This is a genomic window from Anaerotruncus sp. 1XD42-93, from assembly GCF_009917605.1.
Taxonomy (GTDB): domain Bacteria; phylum Bacillota; class Clostridia; order Oscillospirales; family Ruminococcaceae; genus Anaerotruncus.
The window spans coordinates 38108-62691 of record NZ_QZEG01000003.1; the positions used below are offsets into that span (position 1 = coordinate 38108).

Below are 24584 nucleotides of genomic sequence, written 5' to 3' on the forward strand. Positions count from 1 at the left end.
ACCTTCACTTTCTCTTGATTCGATCAACCGGCAAGACCTTCTCGTTCCTGGCCGTTCTCCTCGACCGTCTGCCGGCTGAACATCGCTGTCACTGCATAGACAAACTCATAGTCCTCAAATACTTCTGGCTGAAAAAAGCAGGAAGTATCGTAAGAACGCACCTCATCCTTTGCTGTGCAGACCTGGAGGACCAGCGGAATTTCCTCTTCATAGCGCAGCTCCTGACATCCGCTCAGCCATGACGTAACCATCTGTGTCCCCGTACGGTCGGGCGGCGCATTCGACCGATGGGCGGTTGCGGAAAAGGCATCCTTCCCCTGAAGTGCGAACCGATGCCCCGCTCCAAGATCATCGAACGATATTGCAATCCGTCCGCCATCCTGCTGAAACGCCCTTACCCCGTCACTGACCTGTTCCCATCTCCTGTCCTGCAAGCGATAGAGGCACAGCCTGACCGACTGCAGGGACGCATCCGCCCGGAAATCGTAAATCTTCTCGTTGAGGTCCGCGCCTGCAAGCTGTAAAATTGCTGTTTCCTGCTCGGTCAGCTCCGCTGTTTGCAGGTACATCTTCTGCGTCTGCTGCGTTTTGCCGCAGCCGGCGCAGGCCAGTATCAACAGGCAGCATACCACTGCCATCCACCGCTTCATTCAGAGAGAACCTCCTTTTCCTGGAATCAATCATACTCACTTACGGTGAGCACACGGCGCACCTCTGCCGCTGGATACCCCATCCGCATCAACGCGGAGAACGCCCTCCGCCGAACCTTTTCGTCCTCATAGGCAAGCGGATATTTACGCGCGATGATCTCCCGCATCTTCTCCTCCGGGTCGGACCGAAGCAGCGAGGTGGCATATTCGATCTGCTCGCTGGTCAGGCCACGCTGCCGCATCTCCTGCCGAATCCGCAGAATCCCGAACTTTTTCCGTTCCGAAAGGTCGCGGGCAAACCGCTCGGCATAATCGTCATCGTCCAGCAGTCCCAGCTCCTCCATCCGCGCGACCGCCTGTTCTGCTGATTCTTCGTCAGTGTGGCGTTTAAGGCGGTCGGTGAGCTGTTTCGTGGTATATTCTTTGTAGGACAGCAGATTGAGCGCCTTCTCCTTCGCTTTTTTCAGTTCGGCTTCGGCGGAGAGCGTCTCTAGGGATTCTGTATCCACCTCTGAACCGACCGACAGTCCCGACACTGCAAACACATCCGGGTGCATACTCAACAGGAACTCCCCTTCAACATAAAGGGCAACCCGCCCGCGTTTGGTCGTCCTCACATCTGTAATCCGCATCGCTTAATCGGTCTCCACATCAATGTTGACTTTCTTGGCAGACGATTTTGCCGGCTCCGCCGAGGCATCAGCCTCCACCGGTTCCTCGGTCGCCACCTTTGCGCCGACCTTCACCGGCTTTTTGCCCGCTGTCCGGTTGGATTTGAGCAGTTTGTCCGCATTGGCGCGCACCTGTGCTTCGATCTCCGCAGCGACCTCCGGATTGGCTTTGAGGAACTCTTTTGCATTGTCGCGCCCCTGACCGAGCCGGACGTCCCCATAGTTGAACCAGGAACCGCTCTTGTCAACGATCTCGAGCTTGGCGCCCAGATCGAGGATCTCCCCCTCTTTCGAGATGCCGGTGCCATACATGATGTCGAATTCTGCCTCCTTGAACGGTGGCGACACCTTGTTTTTAACCACCTTCACCCGGGTACGGCTGCCGATCATCTCGGTACCGGATTTGAGGGTTTCGGTCCGGCGCACGTCCAGGCGCACCGACGCATAAAATTTGAGCGCCCGACCGCCGGGGGTCGTCTCGGGGTTACCGTACATCACGCCGATCTTTTCACGGAGCTGGTTGATGAAGATCACGATGCAGTTGGATTTGCCGATCGCGCCGGTGAGCTTACGCAGCGCCTGCGACATCAGGCGGGCCTGCACACCGACATGGCTGTCCCCCATCTCCCCTTCGATCTCAGCCTTGGTGACCATCGCGGCGACCGAGTCGACCACCACGACATCGACCGCGCCGGATCGAACGAGCGCCTCGGCGATCTCGAGCGCCTGCTCACCGGTGTCCGGCTGGGAGACAAGCAGAGAGTCGATATCCACGCCGAGCGCCTGCGCATAGACCGGATCAAGCGCGTGCTCCACGTCAATAAAGACCGCCGCGCCGCCCGCCTTCTGCGCCTGTGCCGCAACATGGAGCGCCACTGTCGTTTTGCCCGAGCTTTCCGGACCGTAGATTTCAATGATGCGGCCTTTGGGCACGCCTCCGATTCCGAGCGCGATGTCGAGCGACAATGAACCGGTCGAGATCGCCTCCACGTTCAGAGTGCTGTCCTGCCCGAGCTTCATTACCGCGCCCTTGCCGAACTGCTTTTCGATCTGGCTGAGGGCGGTCTCCAGAGCTTTCGCCTTCTCCTCCGCCGAAACATTGCTCCTGCGTTCTGTAACCGGTGCTGCCTTTTTTTCTGCCATTGTGTCTCTCCTCCATTACCCGGATAGTTTGTTTTTCATCTGTTGAAAAAACAGCAGTCCCACAAATCTGCCGTATGGTTGATTTTACAGAACCCATTATACAGGATCACATCTAAAAAAGCAAGCAGATTTGCAAACATATGTTCCTAAAATTTTACTTGACATTTGGCGAAAAACTGGTTATCCTGAATGTAAACCAAATTTTGAAGTATTGGTTTACAATTCAGGAGGTGTCCACCATGTCAACTGCCATCAGCACAAAAAAAATTGCGGTTTGTGCCATGTTAGCCGCACTCACCGCAATCTGTTCCCAGATCGCCATTCCAATTCCTCCCATTCCGATCAATCTTGCGCTCTTTGCAGTCCATCTCTCGGGAGCACTGCTTGGCGCAAAGTTCGGGCTGTTCAGCCAGCTTGCCTTTGTCCTGCTCGGCGCATTCGGCCTGCCGGTCTTTCAGGGATTCAGCGGTGGCATGGGCATCATCACCGGGCCAACCGGTGGTTACATCGTTGGCTATCTGGTCGCAGCATTTCTGGTTGGGCTGATCTGCGAGCGCTGGGGACGCAGTTTCCGTAAGCTGTGTATCGCTATGGTGATCGGCGTGGCCGCCTGCTATGCGTTTGGAACCGTATGGTTCATGATGCTGACCGGAAAAGGGCTGGTTGCTGCGCTCGGGATGTGCGTGCTGCCGTTTCTGCCCGGCGACGCGCTGAAGATTCTCGGCGCTGCATGGTTGGTGCAGGGGCTGCGCAAACCGCTTGCCGCTTCGGGGTGGAACCTTGAGAACTGATCGAATCCCGCTGCGGCCGCATCACGGGCTTTGCCTGCGGCATTTCAGCGGGCATGGATACAGCGAAGCGTTCACCCGGCGGATGACCGGCTTGGTCAGTGAACTTCAGGAATCTCCGGAACAGCCGGTGATCCTCCATTCTCGTGCGGACTTTCTTTGCGCCGCCTGCCCGCACCGCCGGGGAGCTGGCTGTGTCTCAGAAGAGAAGGTCGCAGCCTACGATGCAGCTGTACTCTCTTTCTGCGGTCTTGCAGACGGGAGCTCGCTTACTTGGAAAACGTTTTCCCAGCTGGTCGAAGAGCGGATCATACAGGCTGGCCAGTTTCCGGAAGTTTGCAGCGGATGTCAGTGGTATGCCCTCTGTGAACCACTTACGCTATAAATAGACAGCGATATTCCCTTTGGCAGGGAATATCGCTTTTTTATCTGTCTGCTTGCCTAAAACAATCACCCAGCGTATAAATTCTTAAAACAACTCCAGGAAATAGAAATCATTGTAAATTTTAATCCATAAACATCCATTTTTTATGTGGATAAACGGTGAAAAGGATACTGGGAAACTGGTGGAATTCCCGTCTTTTGCGGGGATTCTATTGTGGAAAACTCAGTGGAAAGTGTTTATAACTGTTTGTATATGTCTTTTTTTCCCGTTGCTTGATCTTTTACTTTACATTTCTACAGGAAAATTGTATAATATTTTTGCTGAAATTTTTGTATGGTGAAATTAACACATACAAAAGCGATTCTATGTAAACGCTTTTAGGCATTTGCTTGCCTCAGGAGAAGATGAAGATTATGGCTATGAATAAACCGATGAAAGTGAGCCGGAGGAAAAAAAGCAACCTGATTCCGGTTCTGATTATGCTTGTCTTTGCGTTGCTCCTTTCCCTTCTGATCGCCGGTGTCTGGCAGATCTCGGCCGGTGCGCAAGGCGAGAACGCATCTTCCGACGCATCCCGTCAGCGTCTGCGCTCCTCCTCGTCGGAACCGGAGGAGAAAGAGGAATCCAGTGACGACGAACCGGAACCCGCCTCAGCGCCGAAACCGGAACCCGAGCCGGAAATCCCGGTTTTTGAGGGGGCTGTCCCTGCGTCCGACTGGGTATCCAGCAACTACTTTAATGATGCAGTTTTTGTTGGGGATTCGATCAGCACTGGAATCGAGCTTTACGGTGTAATGGATGGAACTACCGTACTCGCCGGTACAGGGGCCAACCTCAGCAGCATCTATACCGAGCCGTATGTCAAGCAGGAGGATGGTTCCCGCATTGCGATTATGGATGGGCTCAAACAGGCACAATTCCGCAAGGTTTACATCCTGCTTGGCGGAAACGAGGTGCGCGATGTTGAGAAGTCCCGTTTTATCGAGCGGTATTCCAGTTTTCTCGATGATGTGAGGGAGCTTCAGCCGGATGCGCTGATCTATGTGCAGTCGATTCTGCCGGTGACCCGGAACAATAATTATAATATGGATAACAACCGGATCGACGAATTTAATCAGGCACTGCTCACCCTCTGCGGGGAAAAACAGGTCTACTATTTGAATGTAGCGGAATGTATGAAGGACGAAAATGGGATGCTCCCGGATGCGGCTTCTCCTGCCGACGGGATGCATTTTGGTCCGGAATACTATAATAAATGGTTCGATTATCTCAAGCAGCACACTGTTTCCGTTCCAGGTGGGCCAGCAGCCGCTTCCACTACGAACGTTTCCGCATCCGAACCGGAGAACAGCGGCGCAGAATCACAGAATTAAGGAGTCAGAAAAAAGATGAAAAAACTGTTCGTTATTGCCCTTGCTATTATCACCTGCCTTTCGCTGGCCGCCTGCGGCGGAAAATCCTCCGATCAGAGCGGAAAACAGCCTGCTACCGCCGATGTGGTGGAGGCGGTAGCTTCCCAGCTCACCTTCAAGGATGAATTGATGACCCTTGAGGACAAGATGGTTGCAAATATTTATAACCTCGATGAGGAAAAGCTCGCGGAAAAAACTGTGCGGACAAGTGCAACCCGAGCTACCGCCGAGGAGGTCAGCGTCTTTAAAGTCAAGGATGCTGCTGACGTCGGTATGGTACAGGATGCCATCAACGAGCGGATCGAAGATCAAAAGATCGCGTATGAAAATTACGTCCCTGCCGAGATGGCCAAGATCAACAATGCGGCAGTCTACACCAACGGCAGCTATGTCATCCTCGTGATGGCTGATGACACTTCAAAAGTAGAGGAACTGTTCCAGGCACAGTTTTGAACCGGGGCAGAACAGCCCGGTAACGGCTGTTCTGTTTTCCGCATTTTTATAAGTGAACGACCGTCTACAATCGTAGGAACTTGGAGGACAGCGGAAATTGCAGTTTTTATTTTTTCTGATTAGCTTTGGAGCCTCGATTATAGGCGCTATATGCGGGATTGGCGGCGGGGTGATTATCAAGCCCGCACTCGACGCATTCCAGCTTCTCGATGTAGCGGCAATCAGCTTCTTGTCCGGATGCACTGTTCTTTCGATGTCAGCGATCTCGGTTTTCCGCTCTAAGCATGGTGGGCAGAAATCGCTGATTGATCTTCGGACAGGTACTCCGCTCGCAATCGGTGCGGCAATCGGTGGAATCCTCGGCAAAGAGCTGTTTCAGCAGGTTGCCGGGCTATTCCCTGACCCCAACAAAGTTGGGGCGGTGCAGTCGATCTGTCTGTTGGTGATCACTGTCGGCACCTTGATTTATACCCTGTATAAAAACAACATCTCCACCCATCAAATGGATGGAACCATCATCTGTACGGCGATCGGCCTTGTTCTGGGAGTCATGTCCTCGTTTCTGGGGATTGGCGGCGGTCCGATCAATTTGGTGGTTCTCTCCTACTTTTTCTCAATGGATACCAAAACTGCTGCGCAAAACTCGCTTTATGTGATCCTCTTTTCTCAACTCACAAGTCTCGCCAGTACGCTTCTGACCGGCCAGCTCCCACAATTCAGCCTGTTCCTCCTGCTTTTGATGGTCGCGGGCGGCTTTGCAGGCGGCATCTGTGGCGGCAGGATCAACCGCAGGATTGATGCCAAAGCGGTCGATCGTCTGTTTATCGGGCTGATGGTTGTCATCATCGGCATCTGTATCTATAATACCATCTGCTACCTTGGATAATTCGGATCAGGTGATCCCATCAAATATTTGGAAAGGATGATTTCAACAATGAAAAAAATCGGACGGATGGTTCCTCTGCTTGTTTCGGTCTCTCTGTCTTTTGCTGTCGGGGTGTCTGTGTATGCCGTACCTGTTTCAGATGGGGTTGCAGCTGTAAGAGGTCCATCAATTCCGGGGATAGCCGCTTCCAGTCCACACCCTGCTTCACGTCAGCGCAGCCTGTCTGAACAGTTTGAACAATTCCGTGTCTATGGGGTTATCTACGATTCTCAGCTTGATCAAGTTCTCTACAATGGACAGCCGGTCAAGGCATTTGTAGATTTCCATAGCAATGGCGAACCAAATGCGTTTAATATTGGCTATTTTGACAAAAGCTTGGATGACAACGCGCTCTTTTTGGTGACAGTCAAGGGGGAAGGCGGAAAGGTTGTGGGGATCGCACCGATGCCTGATGCATTAAAAGCGGATCTCTATGATGTGTATACCAATGATGACCTGCAATATGCGTCTGATACAGAAAAGGCTCCCTCTTTTGTACCCGCGAATGGAGACGACGTAAAGTATATCACCTTTGATGCAACTACAACCATTGCCGGTGGAATTACCTCCACCGACCTGCTCGATCCGGCGGAGCAGCGCCCGCAGGAACTGACCGACTGGCTCTCTGGAAAGCCTGATTCTGGTGCGGTCTTTGTAAAACGGACTGTTCTGGAGGACGGGAGCGCCGATTTCTGGATTTGTTGCAACAGCGAGAAACGGCTCGGTTGGACAATCGAAGCGCAGGGTAACTCGATCCGGTTTAACCTGCTCGACAGCACCTCTTTCCAAGGCAAAGGACCGACGGTTCTCCGTTGCAAAGCACCTGGTTCCTATACTGCAATTGAGGTTTTTTCGGGAAATCAGAAACTGCCAGTCACTGCACAATAACAAGATCAGATTAGAAATCCCTCCTGGTGTCGATCATCCGGCACCAGGAGGGATTTTTCAGTCCGTGATTTTTCCCATTTTTAATACATCAAGCAGATTCTCAACGGGTCAGGCTCAAAATTTCCTGATAAATCCGTTCATTTGCGTCGATAATCGCCATCGCCTGCGCATTTCGCCCCAGGCGTTTGAGCGTTTCTGAATCTGCACAGAGCTTTTGCGCTGTCTCCCGCAGAAGGGCGGGGGTCAGGTCCTTTTCCTCGATCACAACCGCTGCATCATGCTCCGCGAGCACCATCGCATTATGGTACTGATGGTTCTCCGCCACATTTGGGGATGGAATCAGGATCGAGGCGGTTCCGCTTGCCTCCAACTCCGAAAGGGTCATAGCCCCCGAACGGGAAATCACCAGGTCAGCCGCCGCGAGGCAGTCTGGCATATCGTTGATGTACTCCCTCACATCCAGATCATCGGAGGGTTTCACGCCTTCGGCCTCCAGCAGACCAGGAAACCGATCCTTCTCATAGGAGCCGGTTGCATGAATGTGGTAGATATCGCCGCGCTTCTGTTCCCACGCCATCAATCCAGCGATCGCTTCGTTGATCCGTCGGGCGCCGAGGCTTCCCCCAAACGACACCACACAGATTTTCTCTGGCCCAATCCCCAGTTTCGCGCGGGCCTTTTCCCGGCTGGCAAACAGAATCTGTTCCCGCACCGGGTTGCCGGTAACAATATATTCCCTGCCCTGCGGCAGAAACCGCTTGGCTTCCTCGACAGAAATCAGCACTTTGTCGGCGGTACGTGCGAGCAGCTTGGTTGTCACGCCAGGAAAGGCGTTGGATTCGTGGGTCAGAGTCCGGATTCCCAGCTTCGCCCCTTCCCGCAGGATCGGCCCGCTGACATACCCTCCTGTGCCGACGATCACATCCGGCGCAAACGATCGGATCAGCCTGCGTGAGCGTCCCCACGAGAGCGCAAGACAACCGATTGACCGGATGTTATAGCGGATATTGAACCAGTTGAGCTGACGCTGGAATCCCATGATCTCGATCGGCGCAAACGCGAACCCCGCGTTTGGAACCAGCCGCGCCTCCATTCCCTTGGGATTGCCCGCAAACAAAATTTCCGCCTCCGGATGCCTCGCCTTTAGATATCCCGCCGCCGCAATCGCGGGATTGATATGCCCTGCGGTACCGCCGCAGGCAAATAAGATTCTCATACCTTCCGTCCCCTACTTCCTGTTACTCCTTTTCAACTGTGCTGTATCTGGATACTGACAGGACAACCCCCATCTGCGCCAGAAGCATACAGAGCGCTGTTCCTCCGTACGAGAAAAATGGCAGACTGATTCCGGTGTTGGGGATCGTGTTGCTGACCACCGCGATATTGAGAATGGTCTGAACACCCACCTGTGTTGTCAATCCGACCGCAAGCATCGAGCCAAACCGGTCGCGGCAGCGCATCGCGATGGCGAATCCGCGCCAGACCAGCAGGACAAACAGCAGCAGGATAATCGTTGCACCGACAAATCCCAGTTCCTCACAGACGACCGAAAACACAAAGTCATTTTGCGGTTCCGGCAGATACAGGTGCTTCTGCCGGGAGTTTCCGATTCCGACACCGAGCAGCCCGCCTGACCCGATCGCGTAGAGGGACTGCAGTGTCTGGTAACCGGCTCCAGTCGGATCAGATGCAGGGTTGATCCAGTGTTCCAGCCGGCTCATCGCGTAGGGAACCGCATCAGGGATAAAGATGATAACGACAACCGCACCGACCAGGAACAGACCGCCCAGTGCAAACCATTTCAGGTTGGTCCCTCCAATGAACATCATAACAACACCGATGCTCAGGATCAGAATAGTGCCTGAAAGGTGGGGCTGCAAAACCATCAGAAGTGCAATGATACCCATGATCGAGAGGAACGGCCACAGCCCATACCGAGGGTCGGACATCCGGTCGTAGTTCAATGAAATCAAGTGTGCGAACACCACAACAATCGTAAACTTTGCCAGCTCGGAGGGCTGGAAGGTGAATGTGCCAACAATCGGTATCCATCGTTTGGCCGTTGCCTGTGTGTGGTAAAAGAGCACCAGCACCAACAGAAACAGTGTCCCGCCGAGCAGGAGCAACGCGAATCTGCGCAGGATATGATAGTCGATCTGCGAAACAACCAACAGTGCCACTACCCCGACCACTGCGAACGCAAGCTGGCGGGTGATATAATGGAAGCTGTTTCCATCGTAGTAGTAGGCGTAAGCGTAGCTCGCCGAAAAAAGCATAATCAAGCCGATTCCCAAAAGGGTCAGGACCAGAATCAGAAAGATCAGGTCCATGCTCCCTCGCTCTGCCGGTTTGGACTTCACCCGTTTTTTGCGTCGGGGCGCACCAGCCGATCTTGCGCTTTGTGCATACTGCATCCGCATACCTCCTTTGGAACTGCTCACAGACGGAATACTGACCAGATTGCCAACAGGCCACCAACCGCGGTGACCAATGAAAATACCGTCACAATTTTAACCTCGCTCCATCCCGACATCTCAAAATGATGGTGGATCGGGCTCATCTTGAAAATCCGTTTGCCACCGGTCGCCTTGAAATAGCTGACCTGCAAAATGACCGAAAACGCTTCGCACCAGTAGATAACGCCGGTGAATACAAGCAGCAGCGGCAGCCCAACCTCAAACGCGAGCGCGACCACCAGCCCCCCGAGGAAGAGCGAACCGGTGTCACCCATAAAGACCTTGGCCGGGTAGAAATTCCAGACCAGGAATCCGAGAGTACCGCCCGCGAGCGCACAGGAAACCAGGCCGGCCTGTTCAAAACGCAGGATACCGGAAATCACCAGCATGACCAGCGCATAGACAAAGGTGACCGAGGAAGCCAGCCCATCGATGCCGTCGGTAAGGTTGACTGCATTGACAAAACCGGTGATGATGATAACTGCAAGCGGGTAGTAGAGGAACCCCAGCTCGAACTGTCCCAGGAACGGGAGCACCACCACGGTCGGACGGTCGCCCGCAAGGTATAGGGTAACCAGATAAAATACCGCGATAATCAGCTGCATCAGGTACTTCTGGCGGGCGGTCAGACCGAGGTTCTGTTTTTTTATTACTTTGATGTCATCGTCCAGAAAGCCCACTGCACCAAATGCCAGCGCCATCACCATCCCGCCGAACAGCCTGAGCCTGCCGGTCGAATCAGAAGCAAGTGTCGGATCCATGGTCAGCGCTGTGAGATACCCCACCGCCACCGCCAAGGTGATACCGGCTACAAACATAATGCCACCCATCGTCGGGGTGCCCTGTTTTTTCTTATGCCATGTGGGGCCAATATCGAGAATCGTCTGGCCAAATTTCAGCCTGCGCAGGTAAGGGATCAGCGGGAACCCCAGCAAGGCGGAAACCGCAAATGCAACCAGTACAGTCAGGATCATTGTTGTTGTGTTCATCTCTTTTGTCTCTCCCTTAGGTCTGTTTCATGTCTGCCGGGGCAGAGCCTACAGGCAGCGATCCCGCGGCCCATCAAAGCCTGGAAAATTTCTCATCCCAATTTGGGATGGCTGGCACCATCATGGGTTCGATGTCCGGCTATAGAACTGCTCGAGCACCTCTTCCAGCTTCATACCCCGGCTGGCCTTAACCCAGATCACGCTGCCCGGAATCGACTCCTGCTCCAGTGCCTTACAAAGCGCATCCTTGGTTTCGAACCAACGGGCGTCGACCCCGAAAGCACCCTCTACATAATACCGCCCCTGTTCCCCATAGGCGAGCAGCAGGTCAATCCCCTGCTCCGCCGCGCACTGTCCTGCCTCGATGTGAGACATCCGGCTGATCTCCCCCAGTTCGAGCATATCCGCGAGAACTGCAATCCGTCTGGATGCACCCTCCCATCTGCCGAGAGTCGAAAGTGCGGCCCGCATCGAATCGGGGGAGGCGTTATAGCAATCCTCCACAACGGTTACGCCGTTCCAGTCAACTACCTTCTGACGCATCCCGGAAGGGCGGTAGCCTGCCAGCGCCTGTGCGCAATCCTCTGGTGAGATGCCAAGTTCCCGACCGACCGCAAATGCCGCCAGCGCATTCAAAACATTATGGCGTCCCATGCATGGCAGGTGCACTGGAATCCGCCCATCCGGATGCCGGAGGGTGAACCGGGTCTCCCCTGCCTGTTCGAAGATTTCTTCGGCCAGAACTGCGCAGCCGGGGTTCTCGATCCCGAAAAAGGTTACCCGCAGGCGTGGCATCTGTACCCCGGACAACAGGTCATTATCCCCGCAGAGCAGAAGCGGTGCTCCATCCGGCAGGGCATCCGCAAGCTCCATCTTGGCCTTCAGGATGTTTTCACGCGAGCCAAGCCGCTCGATATGGCTTACCCCCACGTTGGTGATGACCCCGATCTGCGGCTGCGCGACCGCTGCAAGCGTAGCGATCTCGCCAAGACCCTCCATCCCCATCTCGATCACCGCCGCCTGATGGCTGCGGTCAAGCCCGAACAGGGTTTTGGGAAGGCCAATCTCATTGTTCAGGTTTCCCTCGGTTTTGAGCGTCTTATAACCCGCCGAAACCACCTGCGCAATCATCTCTTTGGTGGTGGTTTTGCCGACGCTGCCGGTTACCCCCACGCAATGGATCGAAAATTTTTCGCGGTAGGCGCGTCCAAGTTCCAGCAGCGCGCGCCCGGTATCCTGCACATAGAGTATGCGCCCATTTTGCGCGGCATAATCCGCCCTGCGTTCCTGCGCAACCGCAAAAGCCGCGCCGTTTTGCAGGGCAGCGGCGAGGTAGTCGTGCCCGTTGAACCGTTCCCCCGCCAGCGCCAGAAAGAGGCAGCCTTCCGGGAGTGCGCGGGAGTCGGTGGAGACCTGCTCCACCGCTCCCTCAAACCGTTCTGTACTCCCAATCGCTTCCGCAATCTCCTGTATTGTCATACGTTCCATAGCTGTATCCCCTCAATACTGTCCGGCGGGGCCCCCGCGCAGACGGGTCAAAATATCCGACACGATCCGACGTTCGTCAAAACAGATCGTCCCGCCCCGCAATACCTGATAATCCTCATGCCCCTTGCCCGCTAGGATCAGCACATCGTCCTTCTGACAGGTGGTGAGCGCCCATTCAATTGCTTCGTACCGGTCGGGGATCACCTTGCAGGGGGTCTCGGGATGCATCTCGATGCCTGGAAGGGTATCGTTGATAATCTGCATCTCATCCTCTTCCCGGGGATTATCCGAGGTGAGGATCACGAAATCCGCCAGCCGGGAGACGATCTCCCCCATCAATTTCCGCTTGGACCGGTCGCGGTCCCCTGCCGGCCCGAACAGGAGGTAAACCTTCCCTTTGGCGAACTTCTGCATGGTTGTGAGGATCTTTTCCAGGCCGTCGGGGCTGTGGGCATAGTCCCGGATCACAACAAAATCGGTGCCGGTCGGCAGCACCTCGATGCGTCCGACCACTCCTTCGCAGGTCGAAAGCCCTTCGGCAACCTGCTCGACCGGGAATCCAAGGGTAAGACAGGCGACCCCCGCAGCCATCGCGTTTGAGACCGAAAAATCCCCGGGGATCGGCAGCCTGACCCGCGCGATCTGATTTTTTCCCACAAAGAGGAACCTGCTCGAATCGGGCGCGGACTGGATGTTTTTGGCGGTGTAATCGGCGAGGTCATTGTCTGTCGAGAAGGTCAGCGCCTTGCAGGAGACCTCCTCCTGTAACCGGCGTCCATACGCGTCATCCAAATTGAGCACCGCTGTCCCGCACATCGAAAACAGCCGCTTTTTTGCCTGAAAATAGTTTTCCATCGTCTGGTGATAGTCAAGATGGTCCTGTGTCAGATTGGTAAAGATCGCTGTCTGGAAGGTCACCCCCGCTACCCGGTGCTGATCGAGTGCATGGGAGGAACACTCCATCACCACATATTCGCACCCGGCCTTCTCCATTCGCGCAAGCATACTGTGTAGGACCATCGGGTCGGGGGTGGTGTGCTTGGCGGGGAGCAGGATATCGTCGATCTCGTTGTGGATGGTTCCGATCAGCCCCACCTTTTTCCCTGCCGATTCCAGAATGTGCTTCATCATGTAGGTGATCGTCGTCTTGCCGTTGGTGCCGGTGACCCCCACCATTTTGAGCCTGCGCGACGGATTGCCATGCCAGCTTCCGCAGAGCAGTCCATAAACATAGCGGGTATCCGGGTGCAGAAGCTGACGCTCCAGCCCGAGGTCATGCTGACAGACAACCGCCGCGGCACCGTCCTCCAGCGCCTGTCTGGCGCGGTCATGACCGTCGAACCGCCCTCCTTTGATGCAGACAAACACCATCCCCGGCTCAACCTGCCGGGAATCGTTGGTAACCCCGGTGATCTCGCAGTCCGCCACCTGTCCTGTCAGTCCAAGTCCCTCTATCAGTTGGTATAACCGCATGCAATCTGCCCCCTGTCTGCCGACGGTATCACTCCGCCGGCGCGCTTTCCGCAAATTCTACTGTCACAATGGTGCCCTTTTCCACCTCAATTCCTGCAAGCGGATTCTGGGCGATGACCGGTGAGCTGGTCCCCTCGATTCCCGAACCCATCATCGCATAGTTGAGGCCCGCGTTGGTGATCTCCTTGTTCGCCTGCCCGGCGGTCATACCGACCACATTCGGGACAAGCACCTTTCCATCCACTACATTCTCCTCGGTATAGAGCACAACGGTCGCATCCTTGGGGATCGGCTCCTGGTAGCCCGGCACCTGCCGCAGCACCGTGGTCCCGCTGCCCACCTGGCGGTATTTCAGTCCCGCGATCCGCAGGATCGACTGCGCGTCGTGGATGTCCTTGTCGGTCACGTTCGGGGTGGATGTGGTAGTCTCCTCCAGCTGCTCCTGTGTATACTGAGGCTCGATCCCCATATACGGCAGAACGTCCGCGAGGATCGAGCCGACCACCGGCGCGGCAACGGTCGATCCATAGGCGTTGATCAGATCCGGCTCATCGAGCACGACCAGACATGCCACCTTCGGGTTGTCGATCGGCGCAAATCCATAGAACGAGAGGATATTTTTGGTGTTCTCGCTTCCGTCGAGGTTTCTGGTACCGATCTTTTCAGAGGTTCCGGTCTTGCCGCCGACCCGGTAGCCCGGGATCTGCGCCTGACGCCCGGAACCGTTTGCGACAACCTGTTCGAGCATCAGCTGCATCTTGTCGGAGATGTCCTTTGAGATCACCTGCCGCTTGACCACCGGCTGGGTGGCGGAAACCACATTTCCGTCCTTGTCGACCACCTGCTTGACGATGTACGGCTGCATCAGCTTGCCGCCGTTGACCGCCGCATTGGCTGCCGTAATCATCTGTAACGGGGTGATCGTGAACGTCTGCCCGAACGAGGAGGACGACAGCTCAGCAATCCCCATGTTTTCCACCTTGTGGTAAAGACCGCTCGCCTCACCAGGCATGTCGATCCCAGTCAGCTCGGTCAGACCAAAATTGGAGAAGTATTCTGAGAACAGGCGTGACCCCATCAGCTGTCCAATCTGAATGAACGCCGGGTTACAGGAGTTGCGGACCGCATCTTCCAGTGTCTGCACCCCATGCCCCTGATGCTGGCTGCTCCAGATATGGCAGTGCTGGGTCTTATCCGCTACCTCGATATAACCAATGCAGTTGAAGGTGCTGTTCTCGGTGACCGCATGGCTTTCGAGCGCACCCGCCGCGGTGATGATCTTAAAGACCGATCCCGGTTCATACGGGTCGGAAACCGCCTTGTTGCGCCACTGGGCATACTGGGCATTTTGCAGTGCCTTCCGATAGGCCGCCTCCTGCGCCTCCTGCGTCAGGCCGCCTTCCTCGTTCTTCTGGTCGATCAGCGCGTAGATCGTGTTCAGGCCCATCACCTTGTTGAGGTATTTTGCATTCTTAATCAGCGTATCATACGCCGGACCGCTCAAAAATTTACGGTCGGTGGCCGCGTTATAGTCGTACCAGAGCTGCCCTGCCGCGATCGCTGTGATGACCGGTTTGGCTTCCTCCAGCGCCTGAAGCAGGTTTTTGTCGATGATTTCTGTGGGATTGTTCGGGTCGAAATCGGGCTTGGTGGACATCGCCAGAATCGCGCCTGTTTCGACGTCCATCACAATTCCCACCGTCCGATCCCCGACTTTATGCTCATCCACCGCTGTTTCCAGATTTTTTTCCAGATAATGCTGGATCGTCTCGTCGATCGTGAGCACAAGCGAATTTCCGTCCTGTGCGGGCTGGGTTTCCTCATATTGGAGGCTCATCGGCTGGCCCTTTGAATCCCGGATCGCAAGGGTCCGGCCCGGCGTGCCTGCAAGCGTCTTGTTATAGTAGGATTCCAGCCCATAGGCGCCGTCGTTGTCCGCATTGGTGAACCCAAGCACCGTTGCTGCAAAGTTGCCGTATGGGTAGTACCGCCGGGTATCTCCCTCGAGGAAGATCCGCCCCTGCAAGCCGTTTTCAAGCACCTGCTGCATCAGCTCATCGGTCACCGGCTTTTCCACCTTGGTCTTGACCACCTCGTACAGGCTGTTTTTTTTGTCGAGCTTTTTAGCAACCAGCGCTTCGTCCACGCCCAGCATCTTGACCAGCATCGCGGTTACATTTTTGCGTTCCTCGTCGTCGTCGATCATGCCCGGCGCCACACAGACCGAAGAAACATCCGCGCTGGTTGCCAGAGCTTTCCCGTTTGTGTCGTAGATGGTGCCGCGCTTGGCGCCGATCCGGGTACTGCGCATCTGCTGATCCAGTGCGATCTGCTGATATTCCTCCCCCTGAAGGATCTGGATGCTGAACAACTGGTGCAGTACGATGCCGAACCCTAGGATAATCATGCCCGCCAGCACGACCATCATCCGGCCTTTCATCTGATAGGTTGGTGTTTTTGCCATAGCGTTTCCCTTTTCCTTTGTGAAAAATGTAAAATCTTGTCGTGTTCTCCCTGAAAAGAGAGGAAAGCAAGAAAGACCTACGGGCATTGCTGTCCCTTTCATCCCTCTTGCTTTTCTTCCCGCCTATGTCTGCAAATTTCTGTCCGCTTTCCATATGTATTTCATTTATCTTTCAGGTATTCCTGAACGTTGCTGATTGCAAGCTGAATTCGATCAGCAATCGTCTGCCGCGGGGACTCGCTCGTCAGTTCTACCCTGTCCCCCTCGTTCAGGTTGATATAGGTGATCTGGCTTTTATCCAATGGAGCCATCCCCAGTTTTTGCGTGGCATATTCCTCCACGTTTCGCAGCGAAACCTTGGATTCCAGCTCTGCTGCCAGGCGCGTCCCCTCGCTGATCTCCTCGTTCAGTTTTGTCCGCTCGCTGCTGATCTGAAGGGTTAATTCGGTCAACACCGCGCGATAGTAGAGCATCATTACCACAACCGCCACCCCAATCGCGATAACTGCCGCGACCTTCATTGCGGTTGCGAGACGCCGCCTGGCCCGTACGGACCGGTTTGGCCTCGTCACTGTGAGGGTAGGCTTTTTTGACCTCGCCCGCGGCGTCCTTGTGCGGAAATTGTCCAGATCATAAGCGGCACTGCCGTTGGAATACTGCCTCTGCAAAGCCTTTCGTCCTCCCCTTCCTAAGACCCCGTATTCACAGCCATCTGGCTCCTTCTGATCGGGCCCTTTTTCGCCTTACAGGCGAAAAAATCACCCGTTTACCAGACTTCCTGTTTATCCATACAGGTTCTATCAAGATTGCCGCTTCTCAATCACCCTCAATCTCGCACTTTTACTCCGGGAGTTCGCCTGCTGTTCCTCCTGCGCCGCTTCGATCGGTTTGCGGTTGACCAGCCGACCAAGCGGTTGTTTCCCACAGACACAGACCGGAAAGTCCGGCGGGCAGGTGCAGCCCCTGCAAAGCTCCGCAAACCGCTGCTTGACCATCCGGTCCTCAAGCGAGTGAAATGTAATAATCGCCATCCGTCCGCCCGGTTTGAGGCGTTCGAACGCTTCTGACAAAAACTGCGACAGGCTGTCCAGCTCTCCGTTCACCTCAATCCGGATCGCCTGAAAAACCCGTTTCGCAGGATGTCCGCCGCCCTCCCGGCGCGCTTTGGCCGGGAGGGAACTGCGGATCACTTCGACCAGTTCACCGGTCGTCTCAATGGGGTGCTGTTCCCGTCTGCGCAGGATGCCTTTTGCAACAGCCGGGGTATATCTCTCTTCCCCGTACTCCCGCATAACCCGGCAGAGGGCCTGAAAATCATAGGTGTTGACCACATCATATGCGGAAAGACCTGTCCTGCTCATCCGCATGTCCAATGGGGCATCATGCATATAGGAAAAACCGCGTTCGGGTGTATCGAGCTGAAACGAGGATACCCCCAGATCGAGCAGGATGCCGTCAACCGAGTCGATTCCCAGCCGGTCGAGTGTCTCGCACATCCTGGAAAAGTCGGTCTGCACCACCTGTGCGCAGGGATACTGCGCCAGCCGTTCAGACGCAACTGCAACCGCATCCGGGTCCTTGTCCAATGCGATCAGCCGACCGGTTGTCAGCCGTTTTGCGATCTCGCTCGAGTGGCCTGCTCCGCCCGCTGTCCCATCCACATAGATTCCGTCCGGCCTGATCGCCAGCCCTTCCATGCATTCGTTCAGCAGGACCGATATATGCCTGAAATTCTGTGTTTCCATCCTAAAATCCCAACTCATCCATCGCTGCTGCAATCGATTCGGACGTAAGCAGCGCATTGTTCTGTTCCCAGCGGGCGGTGTCCCAGATTTCAGCCCGGTTGAATACTCCGGCAATCGTGACATCCTTCTCAAGACCGGCATATTCCCGCAGATGCGCGGGCAAAAGCACCCGGCCCTGCTTATCCGGCTCAACCTCCGCCGCACCTGAAAAGAAAAAGCGGTTGAGCGGAGCGGACTTGGAGATTGGAAGTTCCCGCAGCTTTGCGGCGAGCAGCTCCCATTCCTCCATCGAGTAGACAAACAGGCAGTTATCCAGCCCTCTGGTAACCATAAAACGCTCTCCCAGCTCCTCACGCAGACGCGCCGGAAAGCTGATCCTGCCCTTGGGGTCGAGGTTGTGGCTGTACTGACCTGTCAGCATACCATCGCCCCTCCCCCCTGCAATTTTCATACCATGTACTCCACTTTTAACCACTTCTCACCACTTTTATATCCTTATTATACTTGTTCATCTTGTAAAAAGCAAGGGTTTTCTGGGGATGGCAAAAATATCCGCCGATATTGCCGACGGATACGGGGATGTTTTTTCTATTAAAACGCGGGCAGAACATTCCCTTGTAAACCCTTGATGAGCTCTGTTTTATCCTCGACTACCTAGTTTTAGATATCATCGGACACACAAGAATGCATAACACTCTGTTTTCCATATAGGAAACAGATATGAAAAACAATCCGTTCAAATTTTCTAAAAAATTTGAACGGATTGTTCTCTTTGAATCGTATTATAATTGAAATGGGAATTCCTGATTAACAGCAATGGAGGAAATAGCTATGCTTAAAAAAGTATTACCCAGCGTTCTGGCCGCCGCACTTCTGTTGTCCATCGGAACCACCAGCGCCTTTGCGGCTGGGCTTGGACAAGGCCCCTATTTCGTAGACGCTAATGGAGACGGCATTTGTGATTATGCCGGAACTGGATGCGGCGGGCACTTTGTGGATGCTGACGGGGACGGGGTCTGCGACTATGCAGGAACCGGATGCAGCAAAAATTTTGTGGATGCCGATGGGGACGGCGTTTGTGATTACGCCGGAACCGCCTGCCCTTACAGAAATGCTGATGGAAATAGCAATGGAGTCCGACCGCAGGGCGGCGCAGGATGGGGAAATGGCTGCCATAGAGGACGTTTCAGATAACGGATGAAAGGGCCATGCGGAGCGAACAAGAAGTAAACAGAGCTATCGAACGGTATTCAAATACCGTTCGACGGCTTTGCATGATACATCTGAAAAATGAGGCTGATACCGAGGACATATTTCAAACCGTGTTTTTGAAGTATGTCCTTAGTTCCGTTTCTTTTGAAAGCGAAGAGCACGAGAAAGCCTGGCTGATTCGCGTCACGATCAATGCCTGTAAAGACCTGATCAGGAGCTTTTTTCGCAGCCACACAGTATCTCTGGATGAAGTCATGGAACAGCCTGCCCTGCTGCCGCCGGACAACAGGGAGGTTCTTGAGGCGGTGCTTTCTCTTCCAAAAAAGTACAAGGATGTTGTATACCTTCATTACTATGAAGGCTACACCGCTCCTCAGATCAGCCGGATTATTGGCAAAAACGTCAATACCATTTATACGCTCCTGACCCGTTCCAAACAGATGCTCCGAGAGAAGTTGGGAGGTGATGCGTATGATTCCCGGAATAAAGGAAGCGTTCGATAAAATTAACGCAGAGGACGAACTGAAGGCCCGTACCAGAGCTTTTCTTGCCAAGAAAACAAACAACTATACAGAATACCGTGTGCCAAATGTCCAGCGTCTAGCCGCTACCGCAGCCTGTTTCCTATGTCTGCTGGCAGGTAGTTACTGGCTCTATTTTGTCCCGACAGCAGAAATCAGTATAGATATCAATCCCTCTATCGAACTGGGCATTAACCGGTTCGATCAGGTGATTTCCGCACGCGGCCGCAACGACGATGGGAAGGAACTGGCGAGTTCATTGCACCTGCGGTTTACAAATTACACCGAGGCAATCCATCGGACGCTGGAAAGCCAAAAAATTATCACTCTGTTGTCCAATGATGAAATGGTGACGATCGCCGTCGTTGGGTCAGACGAAGCGCGGTGTGCGAAGATGCTTTCCAATATTAAGTCCTGCACTGCTGGTCAGGAAAATACCTATTGCTGCTATCTGACCCATTCAGATGAGGTTGCTGCCGCCCATGAAATGGGGCTTTCCTATGGAAAATACTCCGCATTTTTAGAGTTGCAGTCACTCGCCCCCGATATGACGCCCGAAGAAATTCAAGACATGAGCATGAGAGAGATCCGCAGCCGGATCAATGCGTTATCACCTGCTGACGAACGGGTGGCACAGGCGGACAGCGGCAAGGGCTGCGGGCATCACAATGCTGGTCAGGGCTATCGGCACAGAGCCGGCTGGTGGAATGCTGCTTCGTCAGATGAATAGAGCCGGACCGGCTGGTGACCGATCCGGCAGCGGCACAGAAACGGGCTATATTCAGATGTCAGTCCTGAAACAGCGCTGTGGAAAGATAGCGGTCACCGGTGTCCGGCAGCAATACGACGATATTTCTGCCCTTGTTCTCGGGACGTTTTGCCAACTGAATGGCGGCCCACAAGGCAGCACCCGAAGAGATGCCCACCAGAATCCCTTCTGCCTGGCCGACCTGCCGGCCAACAGAAAAAGCGTCCTCATCCGCTACCGGGATAATCTCATCGTAAATGGAACAGTCCAGCGCTTCGGGGACAAATCCCGCACCGATCCCCTGAATTCCGTGGGGGCCTGCGGTACCCTTACTCAACACCGGCGAAGAGGCCGGTTCCACCGCAACAACCCTGACCGCAGGATTCTGCATTTTCAGGTAGGAGCCCACACCGGTGATGGTGCCTCCAGTCCCTACACCAGCCACAAACAGGTCCACCTTACCGTCCGTATCTTCCCAGATCTCCGGGCCAGTGGTAGTCTGATGCGCAAAGGGGTTTGCCGGGTTCACAAACTGTCCGGGAATGAAACTGCCGGGAATCTCCCGGGCAAGTTCCTCCGCCCTGTCAATAGCGCCCGCCATGCCTTTTGTGCCTTCGGTAAGCACCAGCTCCGCACCATAGGCTTTCATCAGCTTGCGGCGTTCAACGCTCATGGTTTCCGGCATGACGATAATAATTCGATAACCGCGGGCAGCGGCTACACTGGCAAGTCCGATGCCGGTATTGCCAGAGGTCGGCTCAATGATGACCGAACCGGGCTTCAACAGCCCTTTTTGCTCTGCATCGTCAATCATCGCCTTTGCAATGCGGTCCTTGGCCGATCCCGCGGGGTTCAGATACTCCAGCTTTGCCAGAATCCGGGCTTCCAGATTTTCCAGCTGTTCTATGCGGGTCAGTTCCAACAGCGGGGTTTTTCCAATCAGCTGATCGACAGAAGTATAAATCTTGCTCATGACCGGTCCTCCAAACATAAAAAATAACAATACAGATGCGCAATCTTCTGCGGACAGAAAGCTATTGTTCAAGCGGGTATATCGGAATTATATACCCCTGTTTTCCATCTGTCAATTACGGAAGAAGGCCACCCCTCAGATATGCAGCAGGCTCCCGCGGTAAATCCCGCGGGAGCCTGTTCAACTACCCCTTCAAAACCCGTCTGCATGGTTATGTAGACGGGTTCCGTCCAGTATTCTCGCCCAATCCGAAACTGATCGAAAGCGCCTGGTTGATCTGGCCCATCGAGCCGTCGTCCAGCCGCCCCATCTTCTCCTTGAGGCGTTTTTTGTCGAGTGTGCGGATCTGCTCAAGCAATACCACAGAGTCCCGGGAAAGCCCGCAGACCTGTGAATTGATCTCGATGTGGGTAGGCAGCTTGGATTTTTCCTTCTGGCTGGTGATCGCTGCGGCAATCACAGTCGGGCTATACCGGTTCCCGACATCATTCTGCACGATCAGCACCGGCCGCACCCCTCCCTGCTCCGAACCGACCACCGGGCTCAAATCCGCATAATAGATTTCTCCTCTTTTCACAGTCATTCCTATCACTCTCCGTGGATATTCATTTTGCATCTGACGTCCCTGCATCCCTGAAGCAGTTCGATTCTAGTTTGGGCGTGGGGCACGTCATTTAAACATCCGGAGTGAAAAAAGTTTCCGCACCCTTTTCATGATATGGGGCAGGCCCGGTTTTTGACAATCAAAAAGCCCGCACCATGCGGCGCGGGCGAATCCAAAAAACAGGGTCAGTCCTGAAGAATCGAGAAATTGAGGACTTCCATCTCCAGATCATGTTCCGGAAGCGAAAGTTGCAGCAGGTTTCCGCTCTCCCGGTCGAGCAGGAGGGAGAAGGTTCCCTGCTCCATACTGCCCTCAAACCGGACCCCCTCCCCCTCCTGCCGGATGTTCATTCCCTGGTCGTTCAGCGCGGCATTGAGCGCGGAGAGGATCAGTTTGGATGCCGCCTGCCCCGGAACACTGTCCGGCTCAAAATCGAACTTCATCTCCCCGTAACTGAGGGTCACCCGATCGGTATAAAAAGTCATCTTCATCTCTTTGAGGGTGTCTGGGGCATCAAATGTCACAACCGCGCAGTTCATCGGCTTTTTATAGATGGTCATGGTCGTTTCCATCCCCTGATACCGCACCTTTGCAGTTGTCTGGAACGGCTTTGCCAGCGTTTCGCGCGCCTGCTCCGCCATCTTTGCTGGGTCCTGCCGCTCCGCCGCATGACAGCCACAGAATACCATCAGAGCGGCTAGAACCGCCAGAATCGTCTTTTTCCACATAGCCCCACCCCGTTCGGCCAGATTCGGAAACGCCTTCCTCCGAAAAACGGCGGCTGGTTTCCTTTCTTCAACGTCCGTGGTCGGCAAACACCCGCGGCAGCATTCTGATGACATCCCGCGGCAGCATCCCATACTGGGAAAACTCATTCGCCGCGTAATCACCCGCCATCCCATGCAGCCAGACACCGCACGCCGCCGCAACCGCAGGTTCATGCCCCTGCGCGGCAAGTGCCCCGATCACCCCTGCCAGCACGTCGCCGCTGCCCGCCTTGGCCAGCCCAGCGTTGCCGGTGGTGTTGATGTAGACCTGCCCATCTGCTGCGATCGTGTTGGTGTAGGCGTCTTTGAGCACAACCGTCACCCCATACCCCTCCGCGAACCGTTTCCCAATCGAAAGAAGATCCCTCCGGATCTGTTCAGGCGGCAGGGTAGTCAGGCGGGAAAGCTCCATCAGATGCGGTGTGAACACCACCGGTGCCTGCGCCTGTCTGATTATATCTATATTCTTAGCGACCGCATTTATGCCATCTGCGTCGATAATCAGCGGGCATTTTACCGTCTGAATCAGGTCGTAGACGATGTGACAGGCATCACTCCCGGTCCCGAGGCCGTTCCCCAGCAGGATCGCGGACGACCGCTCCGCTTCCTGTAGGATTGTGTCGATCGAATCGTACGAAATCGAGCCGTCCGCATTCTGGCGCAGCGGCATCATCACCGCTTCAGTCAGGTTGGGCAGCGCAGTCCGGCAGACCTCCTTGGTAGAGGCCAGGGTGACATATCCCGCACCGGTGCGCAGCGCCGCAAGCGACGAAAGCATCGCGGCTCCCATATACCGTTGACAGCCCGCGATATTCAGCAGCCTTCCGTAGCTCCCTTTATGGGTCTCGCGGCGGCGAGGCAGCAGGATGCCGAATACAAATTCCTCATCCACCACAGTATAAAGCGGCTCGATTCCCTCCCGCGCCTTGGGCGGGATCCCGATGTCCACCACAACCACCTCGCCGCACCAGGCCGCTGCTCCGGGGAGGACGGTCGCGGGCTTGTCGCTGTCAAACACGATGGTCACATCCGCACAGACCGCGAAATCGTCCGCGGCACCGGTATCCGCCGCTACGCCGGTCGGGATATCCAGCGAAACCGTCTGCACCCCCACCCCGTTCATCAGCCGGCAGATGTCCCGATGTTTTTCGTCCAGCTCCCCATAGAAGCCTGTCCCATAGATGGCATCAACCAACAGATCGGTTTCGGCCAGCCGCTCCGCCAGGTACACCGGGTCCGCTTCGAATTCCACCACAGCGATCTCCATCCCGCTGAGGATTGAAAACATCGCCTGCGCCTGTTCGGTGCGGGGCTGTCCGTCGGTGAGCACAACCGCCACATTCGCGCCCGCCTCATGCAGCCGGCGGGCCACTACAAAGCCATCCCCACCGTTGTTTCCCCGTCCGCAGAAGATGGTAACAAACCTTCCCTCCACGTCGGTTATCTGCCGGATCGCGATTGCCGCCGCACTGCCTGCGTTTTCCATCAGGCGTTCCATGCTCAGGGCATATTCTGTCGAGTTGGCTTCAATGGTTTTCATCTGCTCCGCTGTTACAATCAGCATAACATCCCCCCATTCTGTCTTTTGGATAAAAAAGGGCTTTTCCCCTGCAAAAAGTCTCCTCCTGCCGCCCTGTAGAGTGCCAAGGAGGTCCGCTGTAGCTCTCGGTGCGGCAAACGGAAGGGGGTCTGCCCCTCAACCCCGCCACCTTTGAAATGGTGGACGAAACTTTTGATGAAATACAAAACAAGTTTTCATTCCCCGGCAGATCGGTTGAAACGAACGGGCCGGACCGTTTGCCTTGCCGGGAAATGACGCCTTGGCCTGT

Annotated in this window: 25 protein-coding genes; 9 read left to right on the forward strand and 16 right to left on the reverse strand. The window is 54.9% G+C overall.

Annotated elements, in window-relative coordinates; all coding sequences use genetic code 11:
• Positions 1-23: 23 nt before the first annotated feature.
• The 3 genes from D5269_RS01920 to recA are packed head-to-tail and all read right to left on the reverse strand — an operon-like array spanning position 24 to position 2464.
• A complete protein-coding gene (locus tag D5269_RS01920; protein ID WP_120481909.1) occupies positions 24-650 on the reverse strand; it encodes a hypothetical protein in 627 nt (208 codons plus the stop codon).
• A 26-nt stretch (positions 651-676) separates the two neighbouring features.
• Positions 677-1282 (reverse strand): regulatory protein RecX, encoded by a 606-nt coding sequence (locus D5269_RS01925; protein ID WP_120481911.1) that lies wholly within the window; start codon positions 1280-1282, stop codon positions 677-679.
• A 3-nt stretch (positions 1283-1285) separates the two neighbouring features.
• On the reverse strand, positions 1286-2464 hold the full coding sequence (gene recA / locus D5269_RS01930) for a recombinase RecA (RefSeq protein ID WP_120481912.1): 1179 nt from the start codon (positions 2462-2464) through the stop codon (positions 1286-1288).
• A 239-nt stretch (positions 2465-2703) separates the two neighbouring features.
• Here recA and D5269_RS01935 point away from each other — a divergent pair, with 239 nt between their 5' ends.
• The 6 genes from D5269_RS01935 (at position 2704) to D5269_RS01960 (ending at position 7315) form a co-directional block, all read left to right on the forward strand.
• Positions 2704-3255, forward strand: coding sequence for a biotin transporter BioY (locus D5269_RS01935; RefSeq protein WP_120482014.1), 552 nt, complete (start codon positions 2704-2706; stop codon positions 3253-3255).
• Positions 3245-3637, forward strand: a complete 393-nt coding sequence (locus D5269_RS01940; protein WP_120481914.1) for a DUF1284 domain-containing protein — start codon at positions 3245-3247, stop codon at positions 3635-3637. The genes D5269_RS01935 and D5269_RS01940 overlap by 11 nt, the downstream gene beginning before the upstream one ends.
• A 413-nt stretch (positions 3638-4050) precedes the next feature.
• Positions 4051-5010, forward strand: a complete 960-nt coding sequence (locus tag D5269_RS01945; protein ID WP_120481916.1) for a GDSL-type esterase/lipase family protein — start codon at positions 4051-4053, stop codon at positions 5008-5010.
• 15 nt (positions 5011-5025) lie between these two features.
• Complete coding sequence (locus D5269_RS01950) at positions 5026-5502, forward strand: DUF4358 domain-containing protein (RefSeq protein ID WP_120481917.1); 477 nt, start codon at positions 5026-5028, stop codon at positions 5500-5502.
• A gap of 97 nt (positions 5503-5599) precedes the next feature.
• The gene (locus tag D5269_RS01955; RefSeq protein WP_016316157.1) at positions 5600-6388 is read left to right on the forward strand and encodes a sulfite exporter TauE/SafE family protein; all 789 of its coding nucleotides are present in this window, start codon (positions 5600-5602) and stop codon (positions 6386-6388) included.
• A 48-nt stretch (positions 6389-6436) separates the two neighbouring features.
• Complete coding sequence (locus tag D5269_RS01960) at positions 6437-7315, forward strand: hypothetical protein (protein WP_120481919.1); 879 nt, start codon at positions 6437-6439, stop codon at positions 7313-7315.
• A 100-nt stretch (positions 7316-7415) separates the two neighbouring features.
• Here the strand turns inward: D5269_RS01960 and murG are convergent, their stop codons facing one another.
• The 9 genes from murG to mraZ form a co-directional block, all read right to left on the reverse strand.
• Complete coding sequence (gene murG, locus D5269_RS01965) at positions 7416-8531, reverse strand: undecaprenyldiphospho-muramoylpentapeptide beta-N-acetylglucosaminyltransferase (protein WP_016316155.1); 1116 nt, start codon at positions 8529-8531, stop codon at positions 7416-7418.
• 22 nt (positions 8532-8553) lie between these two features.
• The gene (ftsW, locus tag D5269_RS01970; protein ID WP_016316154.1) at positions 8554-9729 is read right to left on the reverse strand and encodes a putative lipid II flippase FtsW; all 1176 of its coding nucleotides are present in this window, start codon (positions 9727-9729) and stop codon (positions 8554-8556) included.
• Between the two features lie 23 nt (positions 9730-9752).
• The gene (gene mraY, locus D5269_RS01975) at positions 9753-10760 is read right to left on the reverse strand and encodes a phospho-N-acetylmuramoyl-pentapeptide-transferase (protein WP_016316153.1); all 1008 of its coding nucleotides are present in this window, start codon (positions 10758-10760) and stop codon (positions 9753-9755) included.
• 120 nt (positions 10761-10880) lie between these two features.
• Positions 10881-12248 carry a UDP-N-acetylmuramoyl-tripeptide--D-alanyl-D-alanine ligase gene (gene murF / locus D5269_RS01980; protein WP_166545118.1) on the reverse strand — a complete coding sequence of 456 codons (1368 nt, stop codon included), beginning with the start codon at positions 12246-12248 and terminating at the stop codon, positions 10881-10883.
• A 12-nt stretch (positions 12249-12260) separates the two neighbouring features.
• Positions 12261-13721 carry a UDP-N-acetylmuramoyl-L-alanyl-D-glutamate--2,6-diaminopimelate ligase gene (locus tag D5269_RS01985; protein ID WP_016316151.1) on the reverse strand — a complete coding sequence of 487 codons (1461 nt, stop codon included), beginning with the start codon at positions 13719-13721 and terminating at the stop codon, positions 12261-12263.
• A 28-nt stretch (positions 13722-13749) separates the two neighbouring features.
• Positions 13750-16185: a penicillin-binding transpeptidase domain-containing protein gene (locus tag D5269_RS01990; protein WP_016316150.1), complete on the reverse strand. Its 2436-nt coding sequence runs from the start codon at positions 16183-16185 to the stop codon at positions 13750-13752.
• Between the two features lie 161 nt (positions 16186-16346).
• Positions 16347-16853, reverse strand: a complete 507-nt coding sequence (locus D5269_RS01995) for a cell division protein FtsL (protein ID WP_120481925.1) — start codon at positions 16851-16853, stop codon at positions 16347-16349.
• 132 nt (positions 16854-16985) lie between these two features.
• A complete protein-coding gene (gene rsmH / locus D5269_RS02000; RefSeq protein ID WP_016316148.1) occupies positions 16986-17930 on the reverse strand; it encodes a 16S rRNA (cytosine(1402)-N(4))-methyltransferase RsmH in 945 nt (314 codons plus the stop codon).
• Between the two features lies 1 nt (position 17931).
• Entirely contained in the window at positions 17932-18351 is a 420-nt protein-coding gene (mraZ, locus tag D5269_RS02005) for a division/cell wall cluster transcriptional repressor MraZ (protein WP_016316147.1), read from the reverse strand.
• 537 nt (positions 18352-18888) lie between these two features.
• Here mraZ and D5269_RS02010 point away from each other — a divergent pair.
• Genes D5269_RS02010 through D5269_RS02020 form a run of 3 tightly spaced genes read left to right on the forward strand, consistent with a single transcriptional unit; the run spans position 18889 to position 20393 of the window.
• A complete protein-coding gene (locus D5269_RS02010) occupies positions 18889-19131 on the forward strand; it encodes a hypothetical protein (RefSeq protein WP_166545119.1) in 243 nt (80 codons plus the stop codon).
• Between the two features lie 7 nt (positions 19132-19138).
• Positions 19139-19645, forward strand: a complete 507-nt coding sequence (locus D5269_RS02015) for a sigma-70 family RNA polymerase sigma factor (protein WP_016316145.1) — start codon at positions 19139-19141, stop codon at positions 19643-19645.
• Positions 19614-20393 (forward strand): hypothetical protein, encoded by a 780-nt coding sequence (locus tag D5269_RS02020; protein WP_120481927.1) that lies wholly within the window; start codon positions 19614-19616, stop codon positions 20391-20393. The genes D5269_RS02015 and D5269_RS02020 overlap by 32 nt, the downstream gene beginning before the upstream one ends.
• A 58-nt stretch (positions 20394-20451) precedes the next feature.
• Here D5269_RS02020 and cysK read toward each other — a convergent pair whose 3' ends face one another.
• The 4 genes from cysK to D5269_RS02040 form a co-directional block, all read right to left on the reverse strand.
• Complete coding sequence (gene cysK, locus D5269_RS02025; RefSeq protein ID WP_120481929.1) at positions 20452-21384, reverse strand: cysteine synthase A; 933 nt, start codon at positions 21382-21384, stop codon at positions 20452-20454.
• Positions 21385-21595: 211 nt separating this feature from the next.
• Positions 21596-21967: a type II toxin-antitoxin system PemK/MazF family toxin gene (locus D5269_RS02030; protein ID WP_016316142.1), complete on the reverse strand. Its 372-nt coding sequence runs from the start codon at positions 21965-21967 to the stop codon at positions 21596-21598.
• Between the two features lie 206 nt (positions 21968-22173).
• Complete coding sequence (locus D5269_RS02035) at positions 22174-22716, reverse strand: hypothetical protein (protein WP_120481931.1); 543 nt, start codon at positions 22714-22716, stop codon at positions 22174-22176.
• 67 nt (positions 22717-22783) lie between these two features.
• Positions 22784-24319: a bifunctional ADP-dependent NAD(P)H-hydrate dehydratase/NAD(P)H-hydrate epimerase gene (locus D5269_RS02040; RefSeq protein WP_016316140.1), complete on the reverse strand. Its 1536-nt coding sequence runs from the start codon at positions 24317-24319 to the stop codon at positions 22784-22786.
• Between the last annotated feature and the right edge of the window lie 265 nt (positions 24320-24584).

Excerpts from the sequence above, each read along its gene's own strand:
- D5269_RS01920 (WP_120481909.1), bottom strand. The coding sequence starts at position 650 with ATGAAGCGGTGGATGGCAGTGGTATGCTGCCTGTTGATACTGGCCTGC.
- D5269_RS01925 (WP_120481911.1), bottom strand. The coding sequence starts at position 1,282 with ATGCGGATTACAGATGTGAGGACGACCAAACGCGGGCGGGTTGCCCTT.
- recA (WP_120481912.1), bottom strand. The coding sequence starts at position 2,464 with ATGGCAGAAAAAAAGGCAGCACCGGTTACAGAACGCAGGAGCAATGTT.
- D5269_RS01935 (WP_120482014.1), top strand. The coding sequence starts at position 2,704 with ATGTCAACTGCCATCAGCACAAAAAAAATTGCGGTTTGTGCCATGTTA.
- D5269_RS01945 (WP_120481916.1), top strand. The coding sequence starts at position 4,051 with ATGGCTATGAATAAACCGATGAAAGTGAGCCGGAGGAAAAAAAGCAAC.
- D5269_RS01950 (WP_120481917.1), top strand. The coding sequence starts at position 5,026 with ATGAAAAAACTGTTCGTTATTGCCCTTGCTATTATCACCTGCCTTTCG.
- D5269_RS01960 (WP_120481919.1), top strand. The coding sequence starts at position 6,437 with ATGAAAAAAATCGGACGGATGGTTCCTCTGCTTGTTTCGGTCTCTCTG.
- murG (WP_016316155.1), bottom strand. The coding sequence starts at position 8,531 with ATGAGAATCTTATTTGCCTGCGGCGGTACCGCAGGGCATATCAATCCC.
- ftsW (WP_016316154.1), bottom strand. The coding sequence starts at position 9,729 with ATGCAGTATGCACAAAGCGCAAGATCGGCTGGTGCGCCCCGACGCAAA.
- mraY (WP_016316153.1), bottom strand. The coding sequence starts at position 10,760 with ATGAACACAACAACAATGATCCTGACTGTACTGGTTGCATTTGCGGTT.
- murF (WP_166545118.1), bottom strand. The coding sequence starts at position 12,248 with ATGGAACGTATGACAATACAGGAGATTGCGGAAGCGATTGGGAGTACA.
- D5269_RS01985 (WP_016316151.1), bottom strand. The coding sequence starts at position 13,721 with ATGCGGTTATACCAACTGATAGAGGGACTTGGACTGACAGGACAGGTG.
- D5269_RS01990 (WP_016316150.1), bottom strand. The coding sequence starts at position 16,185 with ATGGCAAAAACACCAACCTATCAGATGAAAGGCCGGATGATGGTCGTG.
- rsmH (WP_016316148.1), bottom strand. The coding sequence starts at position 17,930 with ATGGAAACACAGAATTTCAGGCATATATCGGTCCTGCTGAACGAATGC.
- mraZ (WP_016316147.1), bottom strand. The coding sequence starts at position 18,351 with ATGCTGACAGGTCAGTACAGCCACAACCTCGACCCCAAGGGCAGGATC.
- D5269_RS02015 (WP_016316145.1), top strand. The coding sequence starts at position 19,139 with ATGCGGAGCGAACAAGAAGTAAACAGAGCTATCGAACGGTATTCAAAT.
- D5269_RS02020 (WP_120481927.1), top strand. The coding sequence starts at position 19,614 with ATGATTCCCGGAATAAAGGAAGCGTTCGATAAAATTAACGCAGAGGAC.
- cysK (WP_120481929.1), bottom strand. The coding sequence starts at position 21,384 with ATGAGCAAGATTTATACTTCTGTCGATCAGCTGATTGGAAAAACCCCG.
- D5269_RS02030 (WP_016316142.1), bottom strand. The coding sequence starts at position 21,967 with ATGACTGTGAAAAGAGGAGAAATCTATTATGCGGATTTGAGCCCGGTG.
- D5269_RS02035 (WP_120481931.1), bottom strand. The coding sequence starts at position 22,716 with ATGTGGAAAAAGACGATTCTGGCGGTTCTAGCCGCTCTGATGGTATTC.
- D5269_RS02040 (WP_016316140.1), bottom strand. The coding sequence starts at position 24,319 with ATGCTGATTGTAACAGCGGAGCAGATGAAAACCATTGAAGCCAACTCG.